Source organism: Microbacterium shaanxiense (assembly GCF_054779995.1).
This window is the reverse complement of the sequence record NZ_BAAGXE010000001.1, coordinates 57327-77072: the sequence shown is the minus strand read 5'-3', so window position 1 is coordinate 77072 and position 19746 is coordinate 57327. Positions and strand designations below refer to the sequence as shown.

General features: G+C 66.8%; 15 protein-coding genes. 7 read left to right on the top strand and 8 right to left on the bottom strand.

Features of this window, described 5'->3' with window-relative positions; all coding sequences use genetic code 11:
• The first annotated feature begins 2 nt into the window (after positions 1-2).
• Complete coding sequence (locus ACYVG2_RS00345) at positions 3-1013, top strand: hypothetical protein (protein WP_460779162.1); 1011 nt, start codon at positions 3-5, stop codon at positions 1011-1013.
• Here ACYVG2_RS00345 and ACYVG2_RS00340 read toward each other — a convergent pair.
• On the bottom strand, positions 1000-2394 hold the full coding sequence (locus ACYVG2_RS00340; RefSeq protein ID WP_460779161.1) for a DUF6418 domain-containing protein: 1395 nt from the start codon (positions 2392-2394) through the stop codon (positions 1000-1002). The genes ACYVG2_RS00345 and ACYVG2_RS00340 overlap by 14 nt on opposite strands.
• Entirely contained in the window at positions 2391-3158 is a 768-nt protein-coding gene (locus tag ACYVG2_RS00335; RefSeq protein WP_460779160.1) for a DUF4422 domain-containing protein, read from the bottom strand. The genes ACYVG2_RS00340 and ACYVG2_RS00335 overlap by 4 nt, the downstream gene beginning before the upstream one ends.
• A gap of 125 nt (positions 3159-3283) precedes the next feature.
• On the opposite strand from ACYVG2_RS00335, the gene ACYVG2_RS00330 reads away from it, so the two are divergent.
• Positions 3284-4207: a nucleotidyltransferase family protein gene (locus tag ACYVG2_RS00330; RefSeq protein WP_460779159.1), complete on the top strand. Its 924-nt coding sequence runs from the start codon at positions 3284-3286 to the stop codon at positions 4205-4207.
• Between the two features lie 25 nt (positions 4208-4232).
• On the opposite strand, the gene ACYVG2_RS00325 is transcribed toward ACYVG2_RS00330, so the two are convergent.
• Positions 4233-4670: a VanZ family protein gene (locus ACYVG2_RS00325; RefSeq protein WP_460779158.1), complete on the bottom strand. Its 438-nt coding sequence runs from the start codon at positions 4668-4670 to the stop codon at positions 4233-4235.
• 69 nt (positions 4671-4739) lie between these two features.
• Here ACYVG2_RS00325 and ACYVG2_RS00320 point away from each other — a divergent pair, with 69 nt between their 5' ends.
• On the top strand, positions 4740-5972 hold the full coding sequence (locus tag ACYVG2_RS00320) for a heparan-alpha-glucosaminide N-acetyltransferase domain-containing protein (protein WP_460779157.1): 1233 nt from the start codon (positions 4740-4742) through the stop codon (positions 5970-5972).
• A 25-nt stretch (positions 5973-5997) separates the two neighbouring features.
• On the opposite strand, the gene ACYVG2_RS00315 is transcribed toward ACYVG2_RS00320, so the two are convergent.
• Complete coding sequence (locus ACYVG2_RS00315) at positions 5998-6441, bottom strand: GtrA family protein (RefSeq protein WP_460779156.1); 444 nt, start codon at positions 6439-6441, stop codon at positions 5998-6000.
• 56 nt (positions 6442-6497) lie between these two features.
• Here ACYVG2_RS00315 and ACYVG2_RS00310 point away from each other — a divergent pair, with 56 nt between their 5' ends.
• Together ACYVG2_RS00310 and ACYVG2_RS00305 are read left to right on the top strand one after the other, a co-directional pair.
• On the top strand, positions 6498-7280 hold the full coding sequence (locus tag ACYVG2_RS00310; protein ID WP_460779155.1) for a glycosyltransferase family 2 protein: 783 nt from the start codon (positions 6498-6500) through the stop codon (positions 7278-7280).
• Between the two features lies 1 nt (position 7281).
• Positions 7282-8721, top strand: coding sequence for a hypothetical protein (locus ACYVG2_RS00305; RefSeq protein ID WP_460779154.1), 1440 nt, complete (start codon positions 7282-7284; stop codon positions 8719-8721).
• A gap of 29 nt (positions 8722-8750) precedes the next feature.
• Here the strand turns inward: ACYVG2_RS00305 and ACYVG2_RS00300 are convergent, their stop codons facing one another.
• The gene (locus ACYVG2_RS00300) at positions 8751-9287 is read right to left on the bottom strand and encodes a hypothetical protein (protein ID WP_460779153.1); all 537 of its coding nucleotides are present in this window, start codon (positions 9285-9287) and stop codon (positions 8751-8753) included.
• A 130-nt stretch (positions 9288-9417) separates the two neighbouring features.
• Between ACYVG2_RS00300 and lepB the strand changes: the two genes are divergently transcribed.
• On the top strand, positions 9418-10134 hold the full coding sequence (gene lepB / locus ACYVG2_RS00295; protein ID WP_460779152.1) for a signal peptidase I: 717 nt from the start codon (positions 9418-9420) through the stop codon (positions 10132-10134).
• A 58-nt stretch (positions 10135-10192) separates the two neighbouring features.
• A complete protein-coding gene (locus ACYVG2_RS00290; RefSeq protein WP_460779151.1) occupies positions 10193-12124 on the top strand; it encodes an HNH endonuclease signature motif containing protein in 1932 nt (643 codons plus the stop codon).
• A 259-nt stretch (positions 12125-12383) separates the two neighbouring features.
• On the opposite strand, the gene ACYVG2_RS00285 is transcribed toward ACYVG2_RS00290, so the two are convergent.
• The 3 genes from ACYVG2_RS00285 to rpsI all read right to left on the bottom strand — a co-directional run bounded on the left by ACYVG2_RS00285 (position 12384) and on the right by rpsI (position 19732).
• A complete protein-coding gene (locus ACYVG2_RS00285) occupies positions 12384-17591 on the bottom strand; it encodes a metallophosphoesterase (RefSeq protein ID WP_460779150.1) in 5208 nt (1735 codons plus the stop codon).
• A gap of 282 nt (positions 17592-17873) precedes the next feature.
• On the bottom strand, positions 17874-19232 hold the full coding sequence (glmM, locus tag ACYVG2_RS00280) for a phosphoglucosamine mutase (RefSeq protein ID WP_448964120.1): 1359 nt from the start codon (positions 19230-19232) through the stop codon (positions 17874-17876).
• A 14-nt stretch (positions 19233-19246) separates the two neighbouring features.
• Positions 19247-19732 carry a 30S ribosomal protein S9 gene (gene rpsI / locus ACYVG2_RS00275; protein ID WP_426184849.1) on the bottom strand — a complete coding sequence of 162 codons (486 nt, stop codon included), beginning with the start codon at positions 19730-19732 and terminating at the stop codon, positions 19247-19249.
• Between the last annotated feature and the right edge of the window lie 14 nt (positions 19733-19746).

Below are 19746 nucleotides of genomic sequence, written 5' to 3'. Positions count from 1 at the left end.
CGGTGACCACGAATGCTTACGCAGAGTACGCTGATCGCAGTGAATCGCTCGATCCGGTTGCGGACGTCGCCGCGCTACGCGCGCTACGAGAAGCAGTGGCGCGCAACCAGATCCCGGTAAAGTACCCTGACCGTATCGCGTCCAACAACCGAATGTACGGGATCAAGACGGCATTATTCGGGAGTCACGCTCTCGATCCTGGTGCCCCAGCCATCGAGCACGGCTTGTTTTTCGGAGATTTCGTGATCCCCGAAGACACCGTTCAGACTGCCGCCCCCATGGTGGCCACGTTCAGCGACTACCGAAAACGGATCATCGAGCGCTATCAGCGCACTCCCGTTGCAGCGGTCGGTCCGTACTCCCGCTACGCCGCACCTCATTATGACGATGAGCAGATCGCATCGATGAAGAAGACCATGGGTCGAACCCTGCTCGTCTTTCTTTCGCATGGCACTCACGATGCGAAAGTTGAGCGCACCGGCCGCTACGCGTGGCTGACGGACCTCGCTCCCGAGTTCGACACCATCCTGATCAACACCTTCTGGTGGGATCTGCTCGACGACGACGTTCGTTATCTCGAGGACCAGGGTTTTCGCATCGTCTCCTGCGGACTCACACACGATCGGAACTTCCTCCGCCGATTTCGCACCCTTCTCATGCTCGCCGACTCGGCGATCGGCGACGGAATCGGCACCCATGTCGGCTATTGCTTGGCTGACAACGTCCCCTACCGGTATGTGGATTCCTCCTCATCGATCACGTTGCAAGGATCTGCGAGCGATCTTGGCAAGTTCGGCACCCGGTCGGTGAAGAATCCGGCGATCGCGGAGGTGCAAGCAGCGTTTCTCAATGCCTCGCTTGATCAGATCGAACCGCGTTCCTGGCAGACCGCGGACAAGTACTGGGGCTTCAGCTCTCACAAGAGCCCCGCCGAGCTGGAGAGCATCCTGCAAGAGGGCCGGGAGATCCTTCGCCGGAGTAGAGGCTTCGCGCGCAGATTCACGCGGGGCTAGTCGCGTGTGAGCGCGCCTGAACCTTGGCGACCCTCCGCAACAGCCAGCAGACAGCCAGGTATCCGGCTGATGCCAAGATCACCGTGTTCGTCACCACGTCCCAGCGACCCATCATGACAGCGAGCCCGACGCCTATGTACAGTGCGCCGAAACAAGCAGCCTGAACGAACGCCTGCCGCAGTAGAGCGTTGAAGACCCCGAGAACCGTGAGCGTGTAGGCCAATGAGAGAAGTGCAAAGATGAAGAACCCGCCGACCGCTCCGAACACCGCAAGGATGCTCGGGGGCCCACCCATGGTGAAGGTGACGCCGGCAGCGATGCGTCGATGGACGAAGTCTGCGGAGGAGACGAGGTAGGACAGATAGTCCAGCCCTGCCGGATCCTCAAGACTGTTCGTACCGAAAACCTCTGTAGCGGGCGCACCGGGTGCTCCGCGGAATCGCTCATAGATTCCGTACCAAACGTGTCCCTGCAGCACGATGCGATTGTTGATTGCCGCCACGATGTCCGTGTCGCCGAGTCGGCGGTAACCTTCCGCCAGCACGTACACGAGCACGGAGGCCAGTGCCATCGCGCCGAGAAGGTACGTGAAGCGGAACCGCAGACGGCGTCCGCGAAGATAAAGCCCAAGACCGATACCGGTCAGAAGTAACGACAGCGACAAGATCATGCCGCTGAACTTCTCTCCTGTCGCAAGAATCGCCACGACTGGCACGAGCATCAGCAGGTAGGTGATGTCTCGCCTGCCCTTCACCACCCAAAAGACACCGGCGAGCAGAAACAAGACCGGGACGATGTAGGCGCTAGCGACACCGTGCAGTTGCCCTGCCAGCGGAGTAAGACTCTGGATCCACTCGAATCGTGAACGGAAGCTGGTACCGAGTCCGTTCGTGCTGAAGATGAACGCGTATATCGCCCCGACACCCAAAGAGCCGACGACTACGAGTGACTTCAGCTTTCGAAGGTCGTTTGGTTCTACGACAATCTTGCGCCGCCCGAGCCAGCGCACGATCCCGGCATGCGCCACCGCGAGGAAACACAGTGTGTACGCCGCGAGAACCGGCGTCGAACCGATATTCACCCCGTAGCGGAACTGCTCCGTGACGTACATGCCATCTTCGATCAATGCGACAGACCACAATGCGCCGAGCAATGCATAGACGGGGAAGGCGAGCAGCAGCAGTCCACGAACATCGATCGCCGCCAATGAAGCGATCCCCACCAGCACCAGCACGACGGCGAACCAGTTCAGCCCCAGCATCGCAGCGGCACCGATGCCGAGCAGACACACGAGCGTCACTATGTATAGGCCCGATGACGAGGTCTCTTCCGTTACTGAGCGATGGTCGTTCTGGGAACGAAGCTTCTGCGCACGGGTCACGATGCTCCCCCGAACTTCCGCTTGAGCATCCCGACGGCCTTCTGCACCTTCGGCTCGCCATCCGTGTTGACGATCTTGTGCGTCGTCACTCGACGATTCTCGCTCTGGGCATGAGCCCACACATTCAGCAGCCGTTCCCCCAGGTACCCGAACGTCCGCTGCTGATAGGCGGTGCGGCTTCCGTTATCGATGTGCGGTGCCACCGCGTCGAGGACGCCGAACAACCACTGCGCGTACTCATCGAAGCAGTCACGACGCATCAAGAACATGTTGTAGAGCGACACTTTGCGTCCCTGGAACACCGCATCGTACGACGTCAGGTACTGCGGGTGCGCGTCTGACAGGTGGGAACGGAGCACGTCGAGGTCGCTGCCGTGATGCCCATTGCGGTAATGCGAGTCGATGGTCTCGACATAGTAGTTTCGCGGCCTGGCCAGGACGACATCCGCTCCAGACATCAGTGCGTGCGCGTCGTCTGATGACATGACCGCCGAACCCCGCGGACCGACGGCATTACCGACGAAATAGCGCCGATAGTGGCTCAGCCCCACGACATCCGCGTCGAGGTTCTTCCACGCCCAGTAGAGCGCCGTCAGTTCGCAATACGACCTGTTGAGCGTTGAGATGTTATCGCCCTCGTCGTCCGGCTGGTAGCCCAGCGAGGTTTCCGAGAGCGCATGGCCGACGTGCACGGGAAAGTACAGCTCATCGTCAGGCATCACAGCGGGCTTGTGCGCGGCGACGAGCATCTTGTACGTCGTCACGGTCAACCGGCTCCTCGTCTTTACCCTGCGTGCGAGCGATCAGAATAAGTGCCGCAACGGCTCCGATTCTAGCGCGACCGCTCCGGACCGGCAGGGCGACCCCCGCCACTGGCTAGCATGGAGTCATGTCGGCAACTGCGAGCACGTTCCGCATGCTCGAAGCAGTCGAGCTTGCGCACGCGATGGCGCAGCGACTCGCCTCCGATGCAGGCATCCGGGTCCTCTTCATCAAAGGCCCCACGCTCACCTTCCACGGACTGCGCGAGGCATGGGCGTCATCCGACGTAGACCTTCTCGTCGAACCCGCGAGATTCAACGAGTTCTGCGAGTTGCTCCGCACGATCGGTTGGCACGAGCGACCGGGCATCGAAGCGCTGACGGTGCTGCATTCGAAGACCTTCATCAAGCAGACGTGGCCGTGCGACCTGGACCCGCACATCACGTTCCCGGGGTTCCTCGGTGCTCCGGCCGACGTGTTCGACGCTCTGTGGAACAGGCGTGAAGAGATGATGATCGCGCATCAGCCGTGCGCAATCGCCGACAAGCTCGGAAGTATCCTCATCGTGACGCTGCACGCGCTGCGCGGATCAAGTCGTCAGACCCGCCATGAACGCGAGCTCGCATCTGTGAAGTCGCTGACGCTCTCCGCCGAGGAGAAGAACTCCCTTGGTGAACTCGCGCGATCGACAGGGTCGACCGCGACCGCAGCCTCGGTGTTGAGTTCGCTCGGCGTCGACGCGCCCCCGACACCAGAAGAACTCTCTTCCGAGGCGTACCGGGAGTGGCAGCGTCGCGCGATGACCGCGACACATGGTGCCTATCCCTGGCTTGTGGCCTTCACCCACGGGACACCACGTGAGAGGGCGACGGTTCTCTGGCACGCGTTCTGGCCGCCAGAGGCAGAACTGCGCCGTGCGCGACCGGACACCCGCCCAGGTGCCGTCGGAACCATCAGCGGTCGGATCGCGCGATGGGGTCGCGGGATCGCGTCCCTGCCCGGCGGCGTACGGATGCTGCGCGAGCAGCGCTCGCGTTCAAACCGGTTGTAGCGACGTCCGGCTGGCCACCGTAGAACTAGCGGGAAGGCACGCCCGGGCGCCTGTGACGCGCCCATGTCTCCCCTATCACGACCAAGACAAGACCGATGCACGCCCCCGCCACGTTCGCGATGACGTCGGAATACGTCGCGAAACGCGCTGACAGAAACACCGCCTGGCCGATCTCAATGCCTCCCGAAACGAGCAACCCGAGCGGGAGCACCAGGTACCGCATCTCGGGCATGAGTAACGCCAGCAGCGCGCCGAACGGGACGAACAACAGGATGTTCGCTGCGAACTCGATGCGTCGGTACGTCAGCACAGGGAAGTGCTCGGTGACCCACCCGAGCAGCTTTGCCGCCGACGTGTCGACCGGCACCGGCCAGAACGCGACGAGCAACAGCGCCACCGCGTAAACGACCGCGCACACCGTGATGATGTGCCACCGCGTCGGTGTCGTTGTCTGATCCGGCATGCGTCCCCCCGTTCCGCATTCCATTCTCACTGATCGTGCTGTGCACCTTCAGGATGCCAGGATGGGCACATGACCTCGTCCGATCAACCACTCGCCGGACGACGCATCGTCGGCATCGACATCGCCCGTTTCGTCGCGATCATCGGCATGATGGCCGCACACCTCGTGGTGCAGCTCGGATCCGACCCGAACGCCGGTCGCATCGACAGCCTCGCCGGAAAACTCATCGGGGCGACCATCAGCAGCACTTCGGCGACGACTTTCGCCGTGCTCGGCGGCGTCAGCCTCGTGCTGCTCTCGCGCAGCATGCGCGATCGTTCGCGCGGGCGGATGCTCACCAGCATCCTCATCCGCGGCTTCGCCATCTCGCTCATCGGCGTGCTGCTCGAGATTCTGGTCGGTCCTATAAGTGTCGTGCTCACCGCTTACGGTGTCGCGATGATCATCGCCGCGTTCGCGCTCCTTCTTCCTTCCACAGCCGTCACGGTGATCGCCGTCGTCCTGTGGCTCGGCGGCGGTGCCGTCAACGCACAGGTGCGCGAGGGGATCGCCGCAACGCCGACGTCGGCACCCGGACCGATCGACGAAGTGGGTCGTGTTCTTCGTGATCTGCTTCTCACCGGGCACTACCCCGCCATCACATGGGTCGCCTACATGCTCACCGGCATCCTGCTCGCCCGCATTCTGTTCGCGACGTTGACACGCAACGCGCTGCGCCGGCTGTGCCTGCGCCTCGTGTTCTGGGGACTCGCGATCTACGCCGTCATCACGGTTGTCGGCCGCATCGCACGCATGCGCCCGACGTGGTTCGGACTGCCCGATGTCGGCGAATCGATGCTGAGCAGCGGGCGCGGCGCCCCGATCGGCACCGAGCTGTGGATGCTGATCATCCCCACCCCGCACAGCGGCAACCCCGCCGACATGCTGCGCACGGTCGCGGGCGCGTGCCTTCTCATCGGGCTGTTCATACTGCTTTTCGATGTGCGCCGTCGGGAACACGGCTTCGCCGTCGAGACCGTTCGCGCGGCAGGTGCCGCACCACTGACGATCTACACGGCACATGTGCTCGTGACGATGCTCCTATCGGCAGTCGCAACGCGCGCCATCATCGCCGGAGAAGCCACGGCGCCGGTCTGGTACGCCCAGGGAGTCGGCATCCTGCTGCTGCAGATCGTCGGCGTCCTCGTGATCGGCGCGGTGCTCGCGCGATTGCACCGGCGAGGTCCGCTCGAAGCCCTGCTGGGGTTCGTCAGCGGCACCAGCAGGCCGCGCATCGCGGCTCCGCGGCCCTCGCGCACCTGACCTGACCGCACAGGCTCGGGCGGACTCAGCTCGTCGGAGCAGCCCGGAAAACCACCTTGTGGTACAGCACGAACCGCAGCAGCACCACGATCACGATGCTCACGAGGTTCACGATGTTCAGTGCCAGCGCACCGGGTGCGTGCCCGCGCAGGCCGATGAAGGCCTCGACGCCGAGCCAGACCAGCGCGGCGCCCAGCAGGGTGCAGGCGAGGTTCACGCCGAGGAAGAGCACGAGCTCCGAGACGCGGCCGCGGCGATCGCGGTGCCGGAATGTCCACTCCCGATTGCCGATGTAGGCGTTGACCAGGGCGACGAGCGACGCCACCACTTTGGAGAGCACAGGATCCCAGCCCCAGACGAACACGAGCAGGTTGAACACCGCGATCTCGATGACCGTGCTGAGCGCACCGACCACGAGAAATCGGCTTCCCACGCCCACAAGGCGGCGCAGACGGGCAGGGATCTTCACTCCACTAGGCTACTTCGTGCGCGTACTCTCGCCGCACACGCCCGCCGAGGAACCCTTTGACCTTCACCCATCTCGCCATCGTCATGCCGGCCTACAACGAGGCCGAGGGCATCCGCGGCTTCATCGACGAGATCCGCGAACACGTCGCGCCCCTCGCAGACCGCGTCTCGTTCGTCATCGCCGACGACCGCTCGACGGACGACACCGCCCACGTCTTCGACGAGGTGGCAGACGTCGACCTGCAGACGCAGCCGGCCAATCGCGGCCACGGTCCGACGGCACTGGCCGCGTACCGCGCCGGGCTCGCGATCGACCCCGACCTGCTCGTGCACGTCGACGGAGACGGCCAGTTCCTCGGCGTCGACTTCGTGCGCCTCATCACGGCCGCCGAGACGACCCGCGCCGACGTCGTGCACGGTGTGCGCGACGGGCGCACCGACCCCTGGTACCGCAAGGTGCTCACGTCGGCGGTCGGGCTGCTCATCGCCGCAGCATCCGGTCGTCGCATCCCCGACGTCAACACTCCCCTGCGCGCGTATCGGCCGGCGGCTCTGCAGACGCTGGTGGATGCCGTGCCCGCCGATGTCACCGTGCCGCACGTGCACTTCTCGCTCGCCGAGGCGCGCGGCGGCTTCATCGTGCGCTACGTGCGCGTGGCCAGCATCCCCCGCCGCGGCGAATCGGCCAGCGGAACCATGTGGGGCCGCGCCGCCGGCGTTCGGCTGCCGCCCAAGCGGCTGCGCCAGTTCGCGATCGCCGCTCTTCAGGAGGCGTGGGCGCTGTCGCTTCGTCCATCGGCGCCGCTGCGCAGCATCCGACGACCCCTCTCTGACGATTGACATGACCAGAGCTCGCTCCGTCATCTTCTGGGTGCTGGCCGCAGCCCTGCTGGTCGGCCATGTGCTCGTCGCGTGGCAGAGCCTGACGGTCTGGCGGTTCTGGGAGGACGAGGCGCTCAACCTCACCGTGCCGCGCAATCTGCTCGCCGGGCTCGGCTACGCGAGTGACGGCGCCCTCTCGGGGTCGACACTCACCCTGTTCGACGCGCGGATCTCGACCGGACCCGTCGTGCTGCTGCCCGTCGCGGCGCTGCTCGCCACCGGTATCGACCCTGTTCTGGCGGCACGGCTGATCCCGCTCGCATACTGGGTGCTGCTGCTCGTGGGGCTCTGGGTGCTCGGACGCCGCATCGGCGGACGCTGGGCCGCGCTTCTCGCGGTCGCCGTTCCACTCGCGTTCACGACGTCTGCGGGGGTGTCGCCTGTTCAGGGGCCCGCCGATCTGCTCGGCGAGATCCCCGCTGCGGCGCTGCTCGTCTGGGCGCTCGTCGTGCTGCCGCGACGAGCGTGGCTCGCGGGGCTGCTTGTCGGACTCGCCGTGCAGGCGAAGCTCATCGCGCTGCTCGCGCTGCCCGCTTTCGCGGTGGCGCTGCTGCTGCTCGCTCCCGGAACGGGATGGTCGCGCGTGTGGGCGTGGGTGCGCAGTTCGATCGTGCCGTTGCTGTTCGTCGCCCTGCCGACGTTCCTGTTCGAGCTCGCCGCTCTGGTGACGTTCGGCTTCGACGGATTCATCGATCACCTGCGGGCGCTCGTCGCGTTCGTGCGCAGCGGCGGACAGCCCGGCGAGCCGACGACAGTGGTGCAGAAGCTGACGACGCTCGCGGAGTCGTGGTCGGTGCCGGTGTGGGTCGCCGTGGTCGTCGCGGTGGTCTCGGTGCTGCTGATCGTCGGCGGGTTGTGGATCTCGCGCCGCTCGTCTTCGGATGTCGTCGTCTACGTCGCCGCGTCCGCCGTCGGCGCGCTCGCGTTCGTCGGCTGGTGGGCCACCGCGTCGCACCTGCCGCTGTGGGTGCGGCATCCGGCTGCCGGCGTGTTCGCGTTCTTCCCGATCCTTGCGGCGTGCGCTGTGTGGGGAGCCCAGCGGATGCTGCAGATGCGGCGCCTTCGTGTCGTCTCGGTGGTCGCGGCGGGGGTCGTCTTCCTGGGGATCGGTGGAGGTGCCGCCGTGCACGCGGTCGCCGCCACCCAGCCCCCGTGGCTCACGCTGGCCACGCAGCGCGCCGCCGTCGCCCCGCTGAAGGAGTGGGTCGAGGAGAACGACATCGAATGGCTCGCGGCCCAGCCGTGGGGCGCGGCGGTGGCTCCGATCGTGCTCACCGGCGCGCACGTGGGACTGTTCGATGCCCCCGCCATGGCCGATGCGCCGCGCCTGACCGGGATGGAATGCACGACCGAGGTGCTCGTCGACAGCGGGCTGTACCGCATCTGCGCGGCGCCGTAGGTTGATTCGCCCGCCGGGTCCGAACCTGCTCAGCCGCCGGCGAAGGCGTTCGCTATGACGGTGTGCCCTGCCGCATCGCACGCATCCATGAGCGCACCTGCTGCGGTGTACCACTCGTCCGCCGAGCCCATGTCGGTGGAGTCCAGGTCTGGAACTGCGGGATACTCCTGCGTGAGCGTCGCGAGAGCCTCGGCCACCGGCCCCTCGTCAGCCGACGGGACGTTGCCGAGAACACGGGACGCGAGACTGAACCACGCGCCCTTCTCCTTCTGAGTCATGCGGTCCTGGTGGAGGGCGGTCTCCGCGTTGAGCAGGATCGTCTGCACGTCGGCGAAGCCTTCGCAGGTCGCCTCATCGGCAGCCGAGGTCGTCTCGGCAGGTGTCTGCGTCGGTGTCTGCGTCGGTGTCGCCACCGGCGTCTCCACCACCTCTACGGCGTCCACGCTCGATGCGCTCTCGTCGGGACCCGCGACCGCCGTGCAGCCGGTGGCGCTCACGAGAAGCAGGGCAGCGCCGACCGCGATCGCTAAGTGTCGAGCAGTGGATCGGGTTCGAAACGGCGTCATATGCGGAGCCTAGCCTGGGCGTCCGGCCGTTCCAGGGGCATCGAGTCGCAGCTTCCGCTCGCTGAGCCGGTCGAAGTGGGCACCGGCGCAGCATCCGCTCGCTGAGATGCGTCACCGGTAACGTGGGGGTGTGACGACCGATGCTCCCGCCGCTCCCGCATCCCGGCCGCTTTGGCGACGCATCACCGGCAGCGCCTGGTTTCACCTGATCGCCGCGTTCGCGGTCGCCGGTCTGCTGCTGACCTTCGTCGCCAAACCGTACCTGGTGCCGTCCGCGTCGATGGAGTCGACCCTGCAGCCCGGCGATCGACTGCTCGTCAACCGATTGGCCTACGTCGGATCAGAACCGGCGACCGGCGACGTCATCGTGTTCGATGCCGACGAGACCTGGGGCGCGCATGCGGCTGCCTCCGAGCCCTGGTGGAAGGCCGCGGCCCGATGGGTCGGCGAGGTCACCGGATTCGGGCCGTCCGGCCCCCACACCCTCGTGAAGCGGGTGATCGCGGGGCCGGGGCAGGTCGTGGAGTGCTGCACAGCATCCGGAGCCATCACCGTCGACGGTGTCGAACTCGACGAGACGTATCTGGGCTCGGACTTCCCTTTCGAAGCGGGCACGCTCGATTGCACGACCGAGCCCGCGTCGATGCGGTGCTTCGACTCCGTGACGGTACCCGAGGGGTCGTACCTCGTGCTCGGAGACAATCGGGCGAACTCGTCGGACTCGGCGGCTCACTGCCGCGGCGTGCCGGATGCGGATGCTTCGTGCTGGCGGTGGGCGACGCGCGAGGATGTCGTCGGCAAGGTCGGTCTGATCCTGTGGCCGATCGGGCGCTGGGGCACGCTGTAGTTATCCACAGATCTACGAATCTTTGTTCGAATGTCAGCGGCCGCTGACACTATGAAGTATGGCCATTTTCAGCGAACTGCGCGACACCCTCGAGGGGTTGGAATCGCGTATGGGCGACGTCGATATCGACGTCCTGCTGACAGCCATGCGCAGACTCGACGATGATGCGGTCATCGGCGCGTTGGCCGGTGCGGCGGCGGTTGCGCACTGCGCCGAACGGATGCTGACGGTCGGTGCGGGAGTGGTGGCCGAGCGCTCGCGGCGCGAGGCCGGGCATTCAGGGCTGGCGGCGGCACGCGGGCACCGTAACGCGATGTCGTTGGTGCAATCGATCGTCGGCGGCACGCGCTCGGATGCGGCGCGCGCCGTGCGGTTGGGCGAGTCGTTGATCGAAGGGGCGGATGCCGCGGCGGCGGGCCGTGCGGTTGGAGATGCGTCCGGCGGAGAGGGCGCGGGGTCCGGCTGGGGTTGGGGTTGGGGTGACGATTCCGCTGGTGCGGGTGCTGATGCTGGTCCTGGTCCTGGTCCTGGTGCTGGTGCTGGTGCTGGTGCCGGTGCCGGTGCTGGCGGCTCGGGGGCTTGGGAAGGCGCGGTAGGAGACGGAGACGGCGCCACCTATGAGGGTGCGACGGCAGGTGACGCCGATGGTGCGAGTGCCGGTGCGTCCGGGCCTGACGGCGGCTGGGGTGCCGAGCCGAGCGGCAACGGCCGCTCGCACGATCACGAGGTGCGGATGCCGTGGCACGAGCCGTTGCGGCAGGCTTTGTTCAACGGCAGGATCACGACCGCCCAACACGATGCGATCTTCCGTGGAATGGGCCAGCCTCCTGCTCGCGACGGCGCCGAGAGCCCGACGGAAGCGATGATCGAGGTGTGGTCGCTCGCCGCGGCGCAGCTCGTGGTCGAGGCCGCCGACATGTCGGTCGAAGACCTCGCGCGTCGTGCGCGGCAGGTGCGCGACACGCTGGATCCGCAGGGCGTGCAGGAACGGTTCGAGCGCTCGTACGCGGCCAGATCGTGGCGGTCATGGCGCAATGCGGACGGGCAGCACCATACGCACATCATCTCCGACGACGAGACGGCCGCGTGGCTGGACTCGATCCAGGATGCTGCGCTGCGCCCCCGCCGCGGCGGACCGAGGTTCATGACAGATGAGGAACGCGCAGCGGCGAGCGCTCTTGTCGACGACCCGCGCACGAACGACCAGATCACCTACGATCTGTTCACCGATATCCTGCGCGCAGGTGCACTCGCGAATGCCGCTGATGTGTTCGGCGCCCGCCAGCCGGGGATAAGAATCGTCACGGTGGACGGTGCCGCCGGCGTGCGCGATGCATTCGGACGGATGCTCGCCACCGGACACCTCGAAGATCGCGGTGACGCCCTACCCGGAACCGTGGTCGATCGGAACCTGTGCACCGTCGGCGGCCGGAGCGTCATCGTCGACAGCTGCGGCAATCCTCTCGACGTCGGCCGCGAACAGCGGCTGTTCACCGCGAGACAGCGCGTCGCGCTGGCTGTTCGCGACGGCGGATGCATGTTCCCGGAATGCCGAGTCCCCGCGTCGTACTGCGAAGCGCATCATTGCGATCATTGGCATGAGGATCTCGGTCTCACCGACGTCGACCGCGGCATTCTGCTCTGCAGACATCACCACATGCTGCTGCACAACAACGGCTGGAAGATCACGCGCGAAGGACTTGGCGGGTTCATGCTCCATCCGCCGGGCGGTCGCGGCGCGAACGCCTCTGGGCCCGGGTCTAGGTCTGGGTCTGGGTCTGGGTCTGGCTCCGGTGGCGGAGGCGGCAGCGGTGGAATCGGCGAGACGGGCGGTGATAAAGCCGGCAGCGGGATCGGCGCCAGCCGGGAGCCCATCCCACTCACCAGCCGATCCGCGATCCGTTGGGCATGGGATCCGCCACCCGAATGGCCGCACTGGAGAAGTGCGCCCACCGACGGTACGGATCCGCGACTCGCTCGTTCGGCGTAGCCGGTCGATGCCGCCGCCGTTCGCGCGCGAACCCGGCGACTCCCAAGCTCCACTGGCCATTCACGCGCGCCGAGCCGCGCACGCTAAACGCAGGCGACGGCCCACACGTCCCAAGCAACCGACGAAGCACGCCATCCCCGAGACGCCGACGCAACGCGCCAACGAACCGGTACTGCTCGCTGGCGCCCACGACACGAACAGCGACACCCGCCGGGTCGTCAGAGCCCGACGGGTGTCGCGGTGAGAAACTGACGCGAAGTCAGCGCGTGGTGCTCGTGATGCGGCGGCGGATGAGAAGTCCGCCGCCGAGCAGCAGCGCGAGCCCACCCGCGATCGCCCAGCCGATCAGGCCCGAAACCTCGCCACCGGTCGTCGCGAGGGCGTCGTCACCGGCATCCGCACCGGATCCACCCGCCTCGCCGGACGTTCCGCCGCCCGCTCCGCCACCGGAGCCGTTGGAACCGTTGCCGCCGTTCCCGTTGCCGTTGCCGGGGTTTCCGTTCCCGTTACCTGGGTTGCCATTGCCATTGCCATTGCCGGGGTTGTCGTTGCCGTTGCCCGGGTTGCCGTTGCCCCCGTCGCCGCCGCCGCCGGTGCCTGGGTCGGGATCCGGAGCCGCCAGCACAGTGAACAGCTGCACCGGCGAGAAGTCGACCGCGCCGTACGGGTCGCTCGTGCGCACGTACCATCCGCGCTCCCCCACCTCGGCAAGAGGCCACGTCGCCGAGAGGATCGAGCCGGAAGCCACACCCTCGAACGACGCGATCTCGCTCGCGGTGAGGATCTCGGCCGAGAACGCGTCGGTGCCCAGCATCCGCTCGCCCGCCTCGATGCCGAGCTGATCGAACGTGAGCTCGAACTCCTGCGGAGCGTTCACGAGCGTCGGATCGTCAGAGTCGTACTTGCCGAGCGCTCCCCCGTTGGCCGGATCCTCCAGCGACGGCGAGAACGTCCGCACGATCATGCGCTCGCCGACCGTGTCGAAGTGCAGCAGTCGCAGGAAGCCCTGACCACCCTCTGGCAGACCCTGGTAGTCGAAAAGCATCGAGTACACGTTGCGCTCCGCGACACCGTCGCCGTCATCGTCGAACTGATCCGTCCGGGTCAGAGCGCTGTGATAGTGCCCGGAGAACACCATCTTCACGTTCGGGTTCACCGCCACGACCTCGTCGAGGATGCGCTGCGGCATCTCCCCGAGCCCGCCCGTCGTGAGGATGAACTCATGCTGCGCGATGATCGCCACACGGTCGGGGTACTGCGCGAGCACCTCGTTCATCCAGGCGATGTCGGCGTCACCGGGGCCCCATCCGGTGTACACCATGATGAAGTCGATGCCGCCGGCCGAGAGCAGGTCGTAGTGCCCGCGGTTGTTCTCGAAACTGCCGCCGTACCAGGGGTTGCCCGCAAACCGGTCAGAGCCGAAGTACGTGCCGTAGTTGGTGTAGTCGATCAGCTGGTGACCGACGTCGTGGTTTCCGGCGAGCACGCCGTACGGCAGCCCCGCCTCGTCCAGACGCTGATACTCGGGGTCGGCGTTCTCCCACTGGTACATCTGGTCGTAATCGTCGACGATGTCGCCGGTGTGGAACAGGTACTGCAGGTTCATCGCCTCGCGCTGCTCGAGCAGATACGAGTGGATGGCCTGCTGGTGGCGGTAGCGGTCCTCTTCAGGAATCGCGTTCTCGTTGTAGTACTGCGTGTCGGACTCCCAGCCGAACGTGAAGTCGTACTCCGAACGCGGAGTGTCGAGCGGATGCCGCGCGGCGACATCGGACTCGCGCGTGCTGAGATCGTCACCCGCGAAGCCCTCCGAGTGCTGCACGAGCACCCGCACGACCCCGTCGCGCGCATGCGCGGTGACATCGACGGCGGCATCGAGCGTGAACGAGCCCTCATCGGCCGTGACCTGCCTGGTCTGCTCCGTCCACGACGTGCCATCGGCCGTCAGCGCGTACAGGATCACCGTGGCACCGGCATCCGCATGCCCGGTCCACGACACCCGCACGAGCGAGCCGTCGCCGGCGTCACCGGTCTCGACGTCGAACAGCTGGTACGGGAACTCCGCGCTCGAGGACACGTCGTTGGCGAGACCGTCCGCGGTGGACAGCATCCGGATGTCGTCGTCGCTCAGCGTCTCCGGTTGATCGCGCTCGAGGCTCTGCGCGTCGTTGACCGTGCCGGACTGCAGCGCGATGTCGCCGTCGGACAGGTCGACCCTGCGGCCCTCGAGGAACGACACATCCAGCACGTCTCCGGTCGGATCCTCGACCTTCGCCTGCAGCGTGACATCGCCCGCCGTCACCTCGGCCCCTTCGACCGGCGCGATCGCACCGGCGCTGGGCTGCTCGTCATAGGTGATGAAGGTCGCCGTGTACTCCGAGGCGTTGCCGAGAGCATCCGTCGCCGTGATCTCGACGACATGCTCGCCGGCTGTGAGCTCGACCGACGACGTCGTGTGCGGCAGTGCGATCTCGACGCCGTCGAGCGTCGCGATCGTGGTGACCTCGCCGATTCCGGCGTCCACGACCTCGGCGTCGATCGCGATCTCGCCCTGGTAGGCCGAGCCGTCGACGATCTCGGTCGTCACCTCTGGTCCGGTGTTGTCGACGCTGACCGCGCGGGAGACGGTGGTCTCGGCATCCGTCGCGGTGACGACCGCGGCACCGTCGTCGCGGGCGGTGGTGTCCCACTCGGCGGTCACTGCGGAGAAGGCGTCCTCCGGCAGGGTGAACCGCGCGTCGAAGAAGTCGAACTTCCCTGCGCTGTCGCCCATCTGCAGCACGGCCGCGGGGTCGTCGTATCCCTGCGGAGTGAGAGTGCGCCCATCGGGAAGGATGAGCCGAAGCCCACGGATCGTGAAGTCGTCGTTGTTCTCGCCCTCGTCGATCTCCGGAGCCTTCTTCGTGCCGGCCCAGACGCTCACGACGAGCTCGTCGCCCTCGCGCACATACGACAGCGGCACCGGAGTCGTGATCGTCTCCCAGTTCGCGTACGTGCCCTCGTCGAAGATGCTCAGCACGTCGTCGCCGATGCGCACGCCGTTCTTGAAGTAGTAGTCGGTGTTCGACGCCTCGAAGGCGAACACCGGCTCGGCCTCGAGGCTCGTCACGGTCTCGAGCGGCTCACCGTCGACATCGAGTTCGATCTCGGCCGGATGCTCATCGCCCGCGCCGACGACGGTCGTGACTCCGCCGACGAAGGCGCCCTCCTCGAGGTTCAGTCGCAGCGGGTCGGTGTTGGCGCCCGCGACCGCGACCCGCACCGTGTCGGTGCTCGTGACGTTCGTGCCGTCGGACGCCGTCACAGCGTACTCGAACCACGACTTGCCCAACAGGTCGACCGCGTTGATCGTGTGGACGTAGGTGCCGTCACCCGCGTCGCTGAGGTTGATCGGTGTGAAGGCGCCGTCGACGTCGTTCGCCAGCGACAGCGTGACCGTGCGCGGCAGCACGTCATCCGTGACGCGGAAGTTCAGCGCGAAGTCGGATGCCGGATCGATCTCCGCGGCCGTCAGGTTCTCGATCGCGGGTGCGACGGTGTCCGGCGCCGGGATCATGAGCCCGGCGGGCACCTGGTCGGACTGCACCGCGCCAGGCGTGGCGGGGGCGATCCCCAGCATTCGCTGCAGGGTGAGGTCGTCTTCACGGATCGCGTAGCGGATGCCCTGGTCGGCCACCGTGTCGTCGGTGTCGCCCATGAAGTAGTAGCCGCGGTTGACGGTGTGGCCGGTGTTCGTGATGATCTCGATGCCGCGCGGCGACGAGTTCGCCATGCCGCCGGCGAAGATCTCGACCAGGTCCTCACCGAGCGTCAGCGACGTGCCGAACATGCCGTTGAACTCCGCCGCGCCCAGGTCGTTGTTGGGCCCGTTCTTGATCCACAGCACGAGCGAATCGCCACCGGGGATCACGACGTCGGCAGGGGTCGCCGGCCAGCGTGCGGTCTGCGTGTTCGTGTACTCGTCGACCGGATACAGGTAGTTGATCGTGTAGTCGCCGAAATCGATCGGCTCGCTCGTGGCGTTGTACACCTCGATGAACTCGTAGCCGTCGGATGCGCCCACGTTCGTCGAGTCGGGCATCACCTCGGTGACCTGCAGCGGCGCGGTCACGACGGACGGGTCGGGCTGCGGGTCGAAGCCGGGCTCCGGCTCGGGCTCGGGCGCCGTGAGCGCCTCGTCCGTGATCGTGCCAGGTGTCGGTGCGCCGGATTCGGCGAGCAGCAGCATGCTCTGCGCGGCGATGTCGCCCGGGATGCGGAAGTGCGCGGTCACGTCGACGCCGACGGATCCGGACGGGTAGAAGGACCAGTTCGCGATGTCGTCGCCGGTGTGCACGACGCGGATGCCGCGGCCGCCGCCGTTCGCCATGCCGGCCTGTCCTTCGACCCTGACGACACGCGTCTCGGCGGAGGCGCCCCAGTGCGCACGGAACTCGTCCACCGTGCGCGCGAACGAGTCGACCGTGGTCGTCGTGTAGCTGAGCCACATCGCGACGGTCTCACCGGGTTCGACGACCGTGGGCTCGGTCACGGTGAGCGGAACATCACGGCTGCGGTCGGCGGAGTCGACGTAGCTGTAGGCGAAGGAGTAGCCCTGCAGGTCGATCGCCTCGGCCGTGGTGTTGTGGATCTCGAAGAACTCGAAGTCGTCGACACCGGAGTTGTCTGGCGCGATCTCGGTGACCATGATCGGCCAGTTCGAGGCCGGGCCCTGCACCGGCGGCTCGGGTGCAGTGGTCGGACGCTCGAGCGCGATCGGAAGCACGGTGCCCGGTGTGCGCTCGGACTGCAGGCCGAGAACGGTCAGGCTCTCGGGAGCCGTGGGGTCGGCTGATTCGGATGGCAACCGGAAGTGCACGGCGAGATCCTCGCCCATCGAGGCGGAGGGGTAGTGCGACCACGCGCGCAGCTCGTCTGCTTGGAGCACGCGGATGCCGCGGTCTCCCCCGTTCGCCATGCCGTTCTGCCCCGTGATGCGCACGACCTGGGTCGCGGCATCCACGCCGTGGTACGCGCGGAACTGGTCGACGGTGCGGACGAACGAGTCGACGTTGCCGGTGGCGTAGCTCAGCCACAGCACTGCCGTCTCGCCCCCGGCGAGCACGAGCGGCTCGTCGACGGTGAGCGCCACATCGCGCGAACGGTCATCGGAGTCGACGTAGGAGTACGCGAACGAGAAGCCCTGCGCCGCGAGGTCGATCGCCTCTGCCGTCGTGTTGTGGATCTCGAAGTACTCGAAGTGATCGTCGCCCGCCGTGTTGGCGAGGATCTCGGTGACGATGATCGCCGGAGTCGCTGGAGCGGGGGCCGCATCGGTTGCGGCCGAGACCGGCGCAGCCGCGGTCGCGCCGACGGGCACGGTCGGAACGCTGGCTGCCGCGGCAGACGCGGCCGGAAGCAGCGATGCCAGCAGCACCGTGGTTCCGAGGACGGACGGAAGGACAAGGGAAGAACGGCGCACAGGCACGGGGGATGATCCAATGACTTCGGGGAGGGCAGGACCTCTCGAAGTTATTGACGCCGCCGCAACATCACGTGTCGCGTTACCCCGTCCCACATGGCCGCAGGGTTGCCGCCCGGTGAACGCCCCGCACCCTTCCTATCGTCCGACGGGAGGGAGCCCAGAAGAGTTTCGGGGCTTTCCGATGCTTCGGAGCCGCGAAACTCTTCTCGGCACGCCTCGTGACCGCGGGGGCGCCGGCCGGGCCGGGCCGGCGGGGGCGCGTCCCGGGCGAACCCGGGCTCACCGCTAGAGCGCGAGGCGCTCCTTGACCACGTCGGCGAGACGCTGTGCGTAGGACTGAGCGGATTCGGCATCCGCCGCCTCGACCATCACGCGCACCAGCTGCTCGGTGCCGGACTTGCGCAGAAGCACGCGTCCGGTGTCGCCGAGTTCTGCCTCGACGGCGGCGACGGCCGCCTGCACGCCCTCGTCATCGGCGCAGCGGTCCTTGTCGACGTCGCGCACGTTGATGAGCACCTGCGGGAAGACAGTCATGACCGAGGCGAGCTCGGCGAGCGACTTCTTCTGGCGCGCCATCTCGGCGACCAGGTGCAGGCCCGTCAGAACGCCGTCACCGGTCGTCGCGAATTCGCTCATGATCACGTGACCGGACTGCTCGCCGCCCAGGGCGTAGCCGCCGGCGTTCATGTCTTCGAGCACGTAGCGGTCGCCGACGCCGGTCTGGCGCACGGTGATGCCGTTGGCTTCCATCGCACGGTGCAGACCGAGGTTGCTCATCACCGTGGCGACGAGCGTGTCGTCCGTGAGGTGTCCGCGTTCCTTCATCGCCACCGCGAGGATGGCCATGATCTGGTCGCCGTCGATGATGTTGCCGTTCGCGTCGACCGCGAGGCAGCGATCCGCATCGCCGTCGTGCGCGATGCCGACGTCGGCGCCGAGACGAACGACGGCCTCCGCGAGCTTGTCGAGGTGGGTCGATCCGACGCCGTCGTTGATGTTGATGCCGTCGGGCTCAGCACCCATGACAGTGACCTCAGCGCCGGCGTCGTTGAACGTCTCGGGCGAGACACCGGATGCTGCGCCGTGCGCGCAGTCGAGGACGACGTGGATGCCGTCGAGCCGGTGCGGCAGCGAACCCAGCAGGTGCAGGGCGTAGCGGTCCTCCGCGTCGGAGAAACGCTCGATGCGACCGACAGAGGCACCGGTGGGCAGAAGCTTCTCGCCGGACATCGCCGCTTCGATGCGCTGCTCGACCTCGTCGGGGAGCTTCACGCCGCCGCGGGCGAAGATCTTGATCCCGTTGTCGGGCGCGGGGTTGTGCGACGCCGAGACCATGACGCCGAAGTCGGCATCGTGATCGGCGACGAGGAACGCCAGGGCCGGAGTGGGGATGACACCGGCGTCGAGGACGTCGACACCGGATGCTGCGAGGCCGGCCGAGACTGCCGCCACGAGGAATTCACCGGAGATGCGCGGGTCGCGGGCGACGACTGCGGACAGTCGCTTTCCCTCGGACTTGCGGGCTTCCGCGGTGCGGCCCTGGCCCAGGACGACTGCTGTCGCCTGGGCCAGGGTGAGCGCGAGGTCGGCGGTGAGGATGCCGTTGGCAAGTCCTCGAACGCCGTCCGTGCCGAAAAGCGGCATCGGGGCTCTCGTGCTTAACGCTTCGAGTACTGAGGCGCCTTGCGGGCCTTCTTGAGACCAGCCTTCTTGCGCTCGATGACGCGAGCGTCACGAGAGAGGAAGCCGGCCTTCTTGAGGGTCGCGCGGTTGTTCTCCGCGTCGATGCCGTTCAGCGAACGGGCGATGCCGAGACGCAGTGCGCCGGCCTGGCCGGAGTCGCCGCCACCGGAGATGCGTGCGATGACGTCGTACGCGCCCTGGAGGTTGAGCACCGTGAACGGGTCGTTGATCAGCTGCTGGTGCAGCTTGTTCGGGAAGTAGTCCTCGAGCGTACGGCCGTTGACCGTGATGACGCCGGAGCCGGGGACCAGACGCACGCGGGCGATGGCCTGCTTGCGACGGCCGACGGCTGCGCCGGGAACGTTGAGAACCGGACGGGGAGCCGCCTCGGTCTCGACCGTCTCCGGGCTGGAGGTCGAGTAGTTCTGAGGGGTTTCGGTGGTGTCCTGAGTATCAGCCACGAGAATATCCTTAG

Coding starts and splice junctions, on each gene's coding strand:
- ACYVG2_RS00300 (WP_460779153.1), bottom strand. CDS start 9,287: ATGACGCCGTTTCGAACCCGATCCACTGCTCGACACTTAGCGATCGCG.
- ACYVG2_RS00330 (WP_460779159.1), top strand. CDS start 3,284: ATGTCGGCAACTGCGAGCACGTTCCGCATGCTCGAAGCAGTCGAGCTT.
- ACYVG2_RS00320 (WP_460779157.1), top strand. CDS start 4,740: ATGACCTCGTCCGATCAACCACTCGCCGGACGACGCATCGTCGGCATC.
- ACYVG2_RS00305 (WP_460779154.1), top strand. CDS start 7,282: ATGACCAGAGCTCGCTCCGTCATCTTCTGGGTGCTGGCCGCAGCCCTG.
- ACYVG2_RS00290 (WP_460779151.1), top strand. CDS start 10,193: ATGGCCATTTTCAGCGAACTGCGCGACACCCTCGAGGGGTTGGAATCG.
- glmM (WP_448964120.1), bottom strand. CDS start 19,232: ATGCCGCTTTTCGGCACGGACGGCGTTCGAGGACTTGCCAACGGCATC.
- ACYVG2_RS00325 (WP_460779158.1), bottom strand. CDS start 4,670: ATGCCGGATCAGACAACGACACCGACGCGGTGGCACATCATCACGGTG.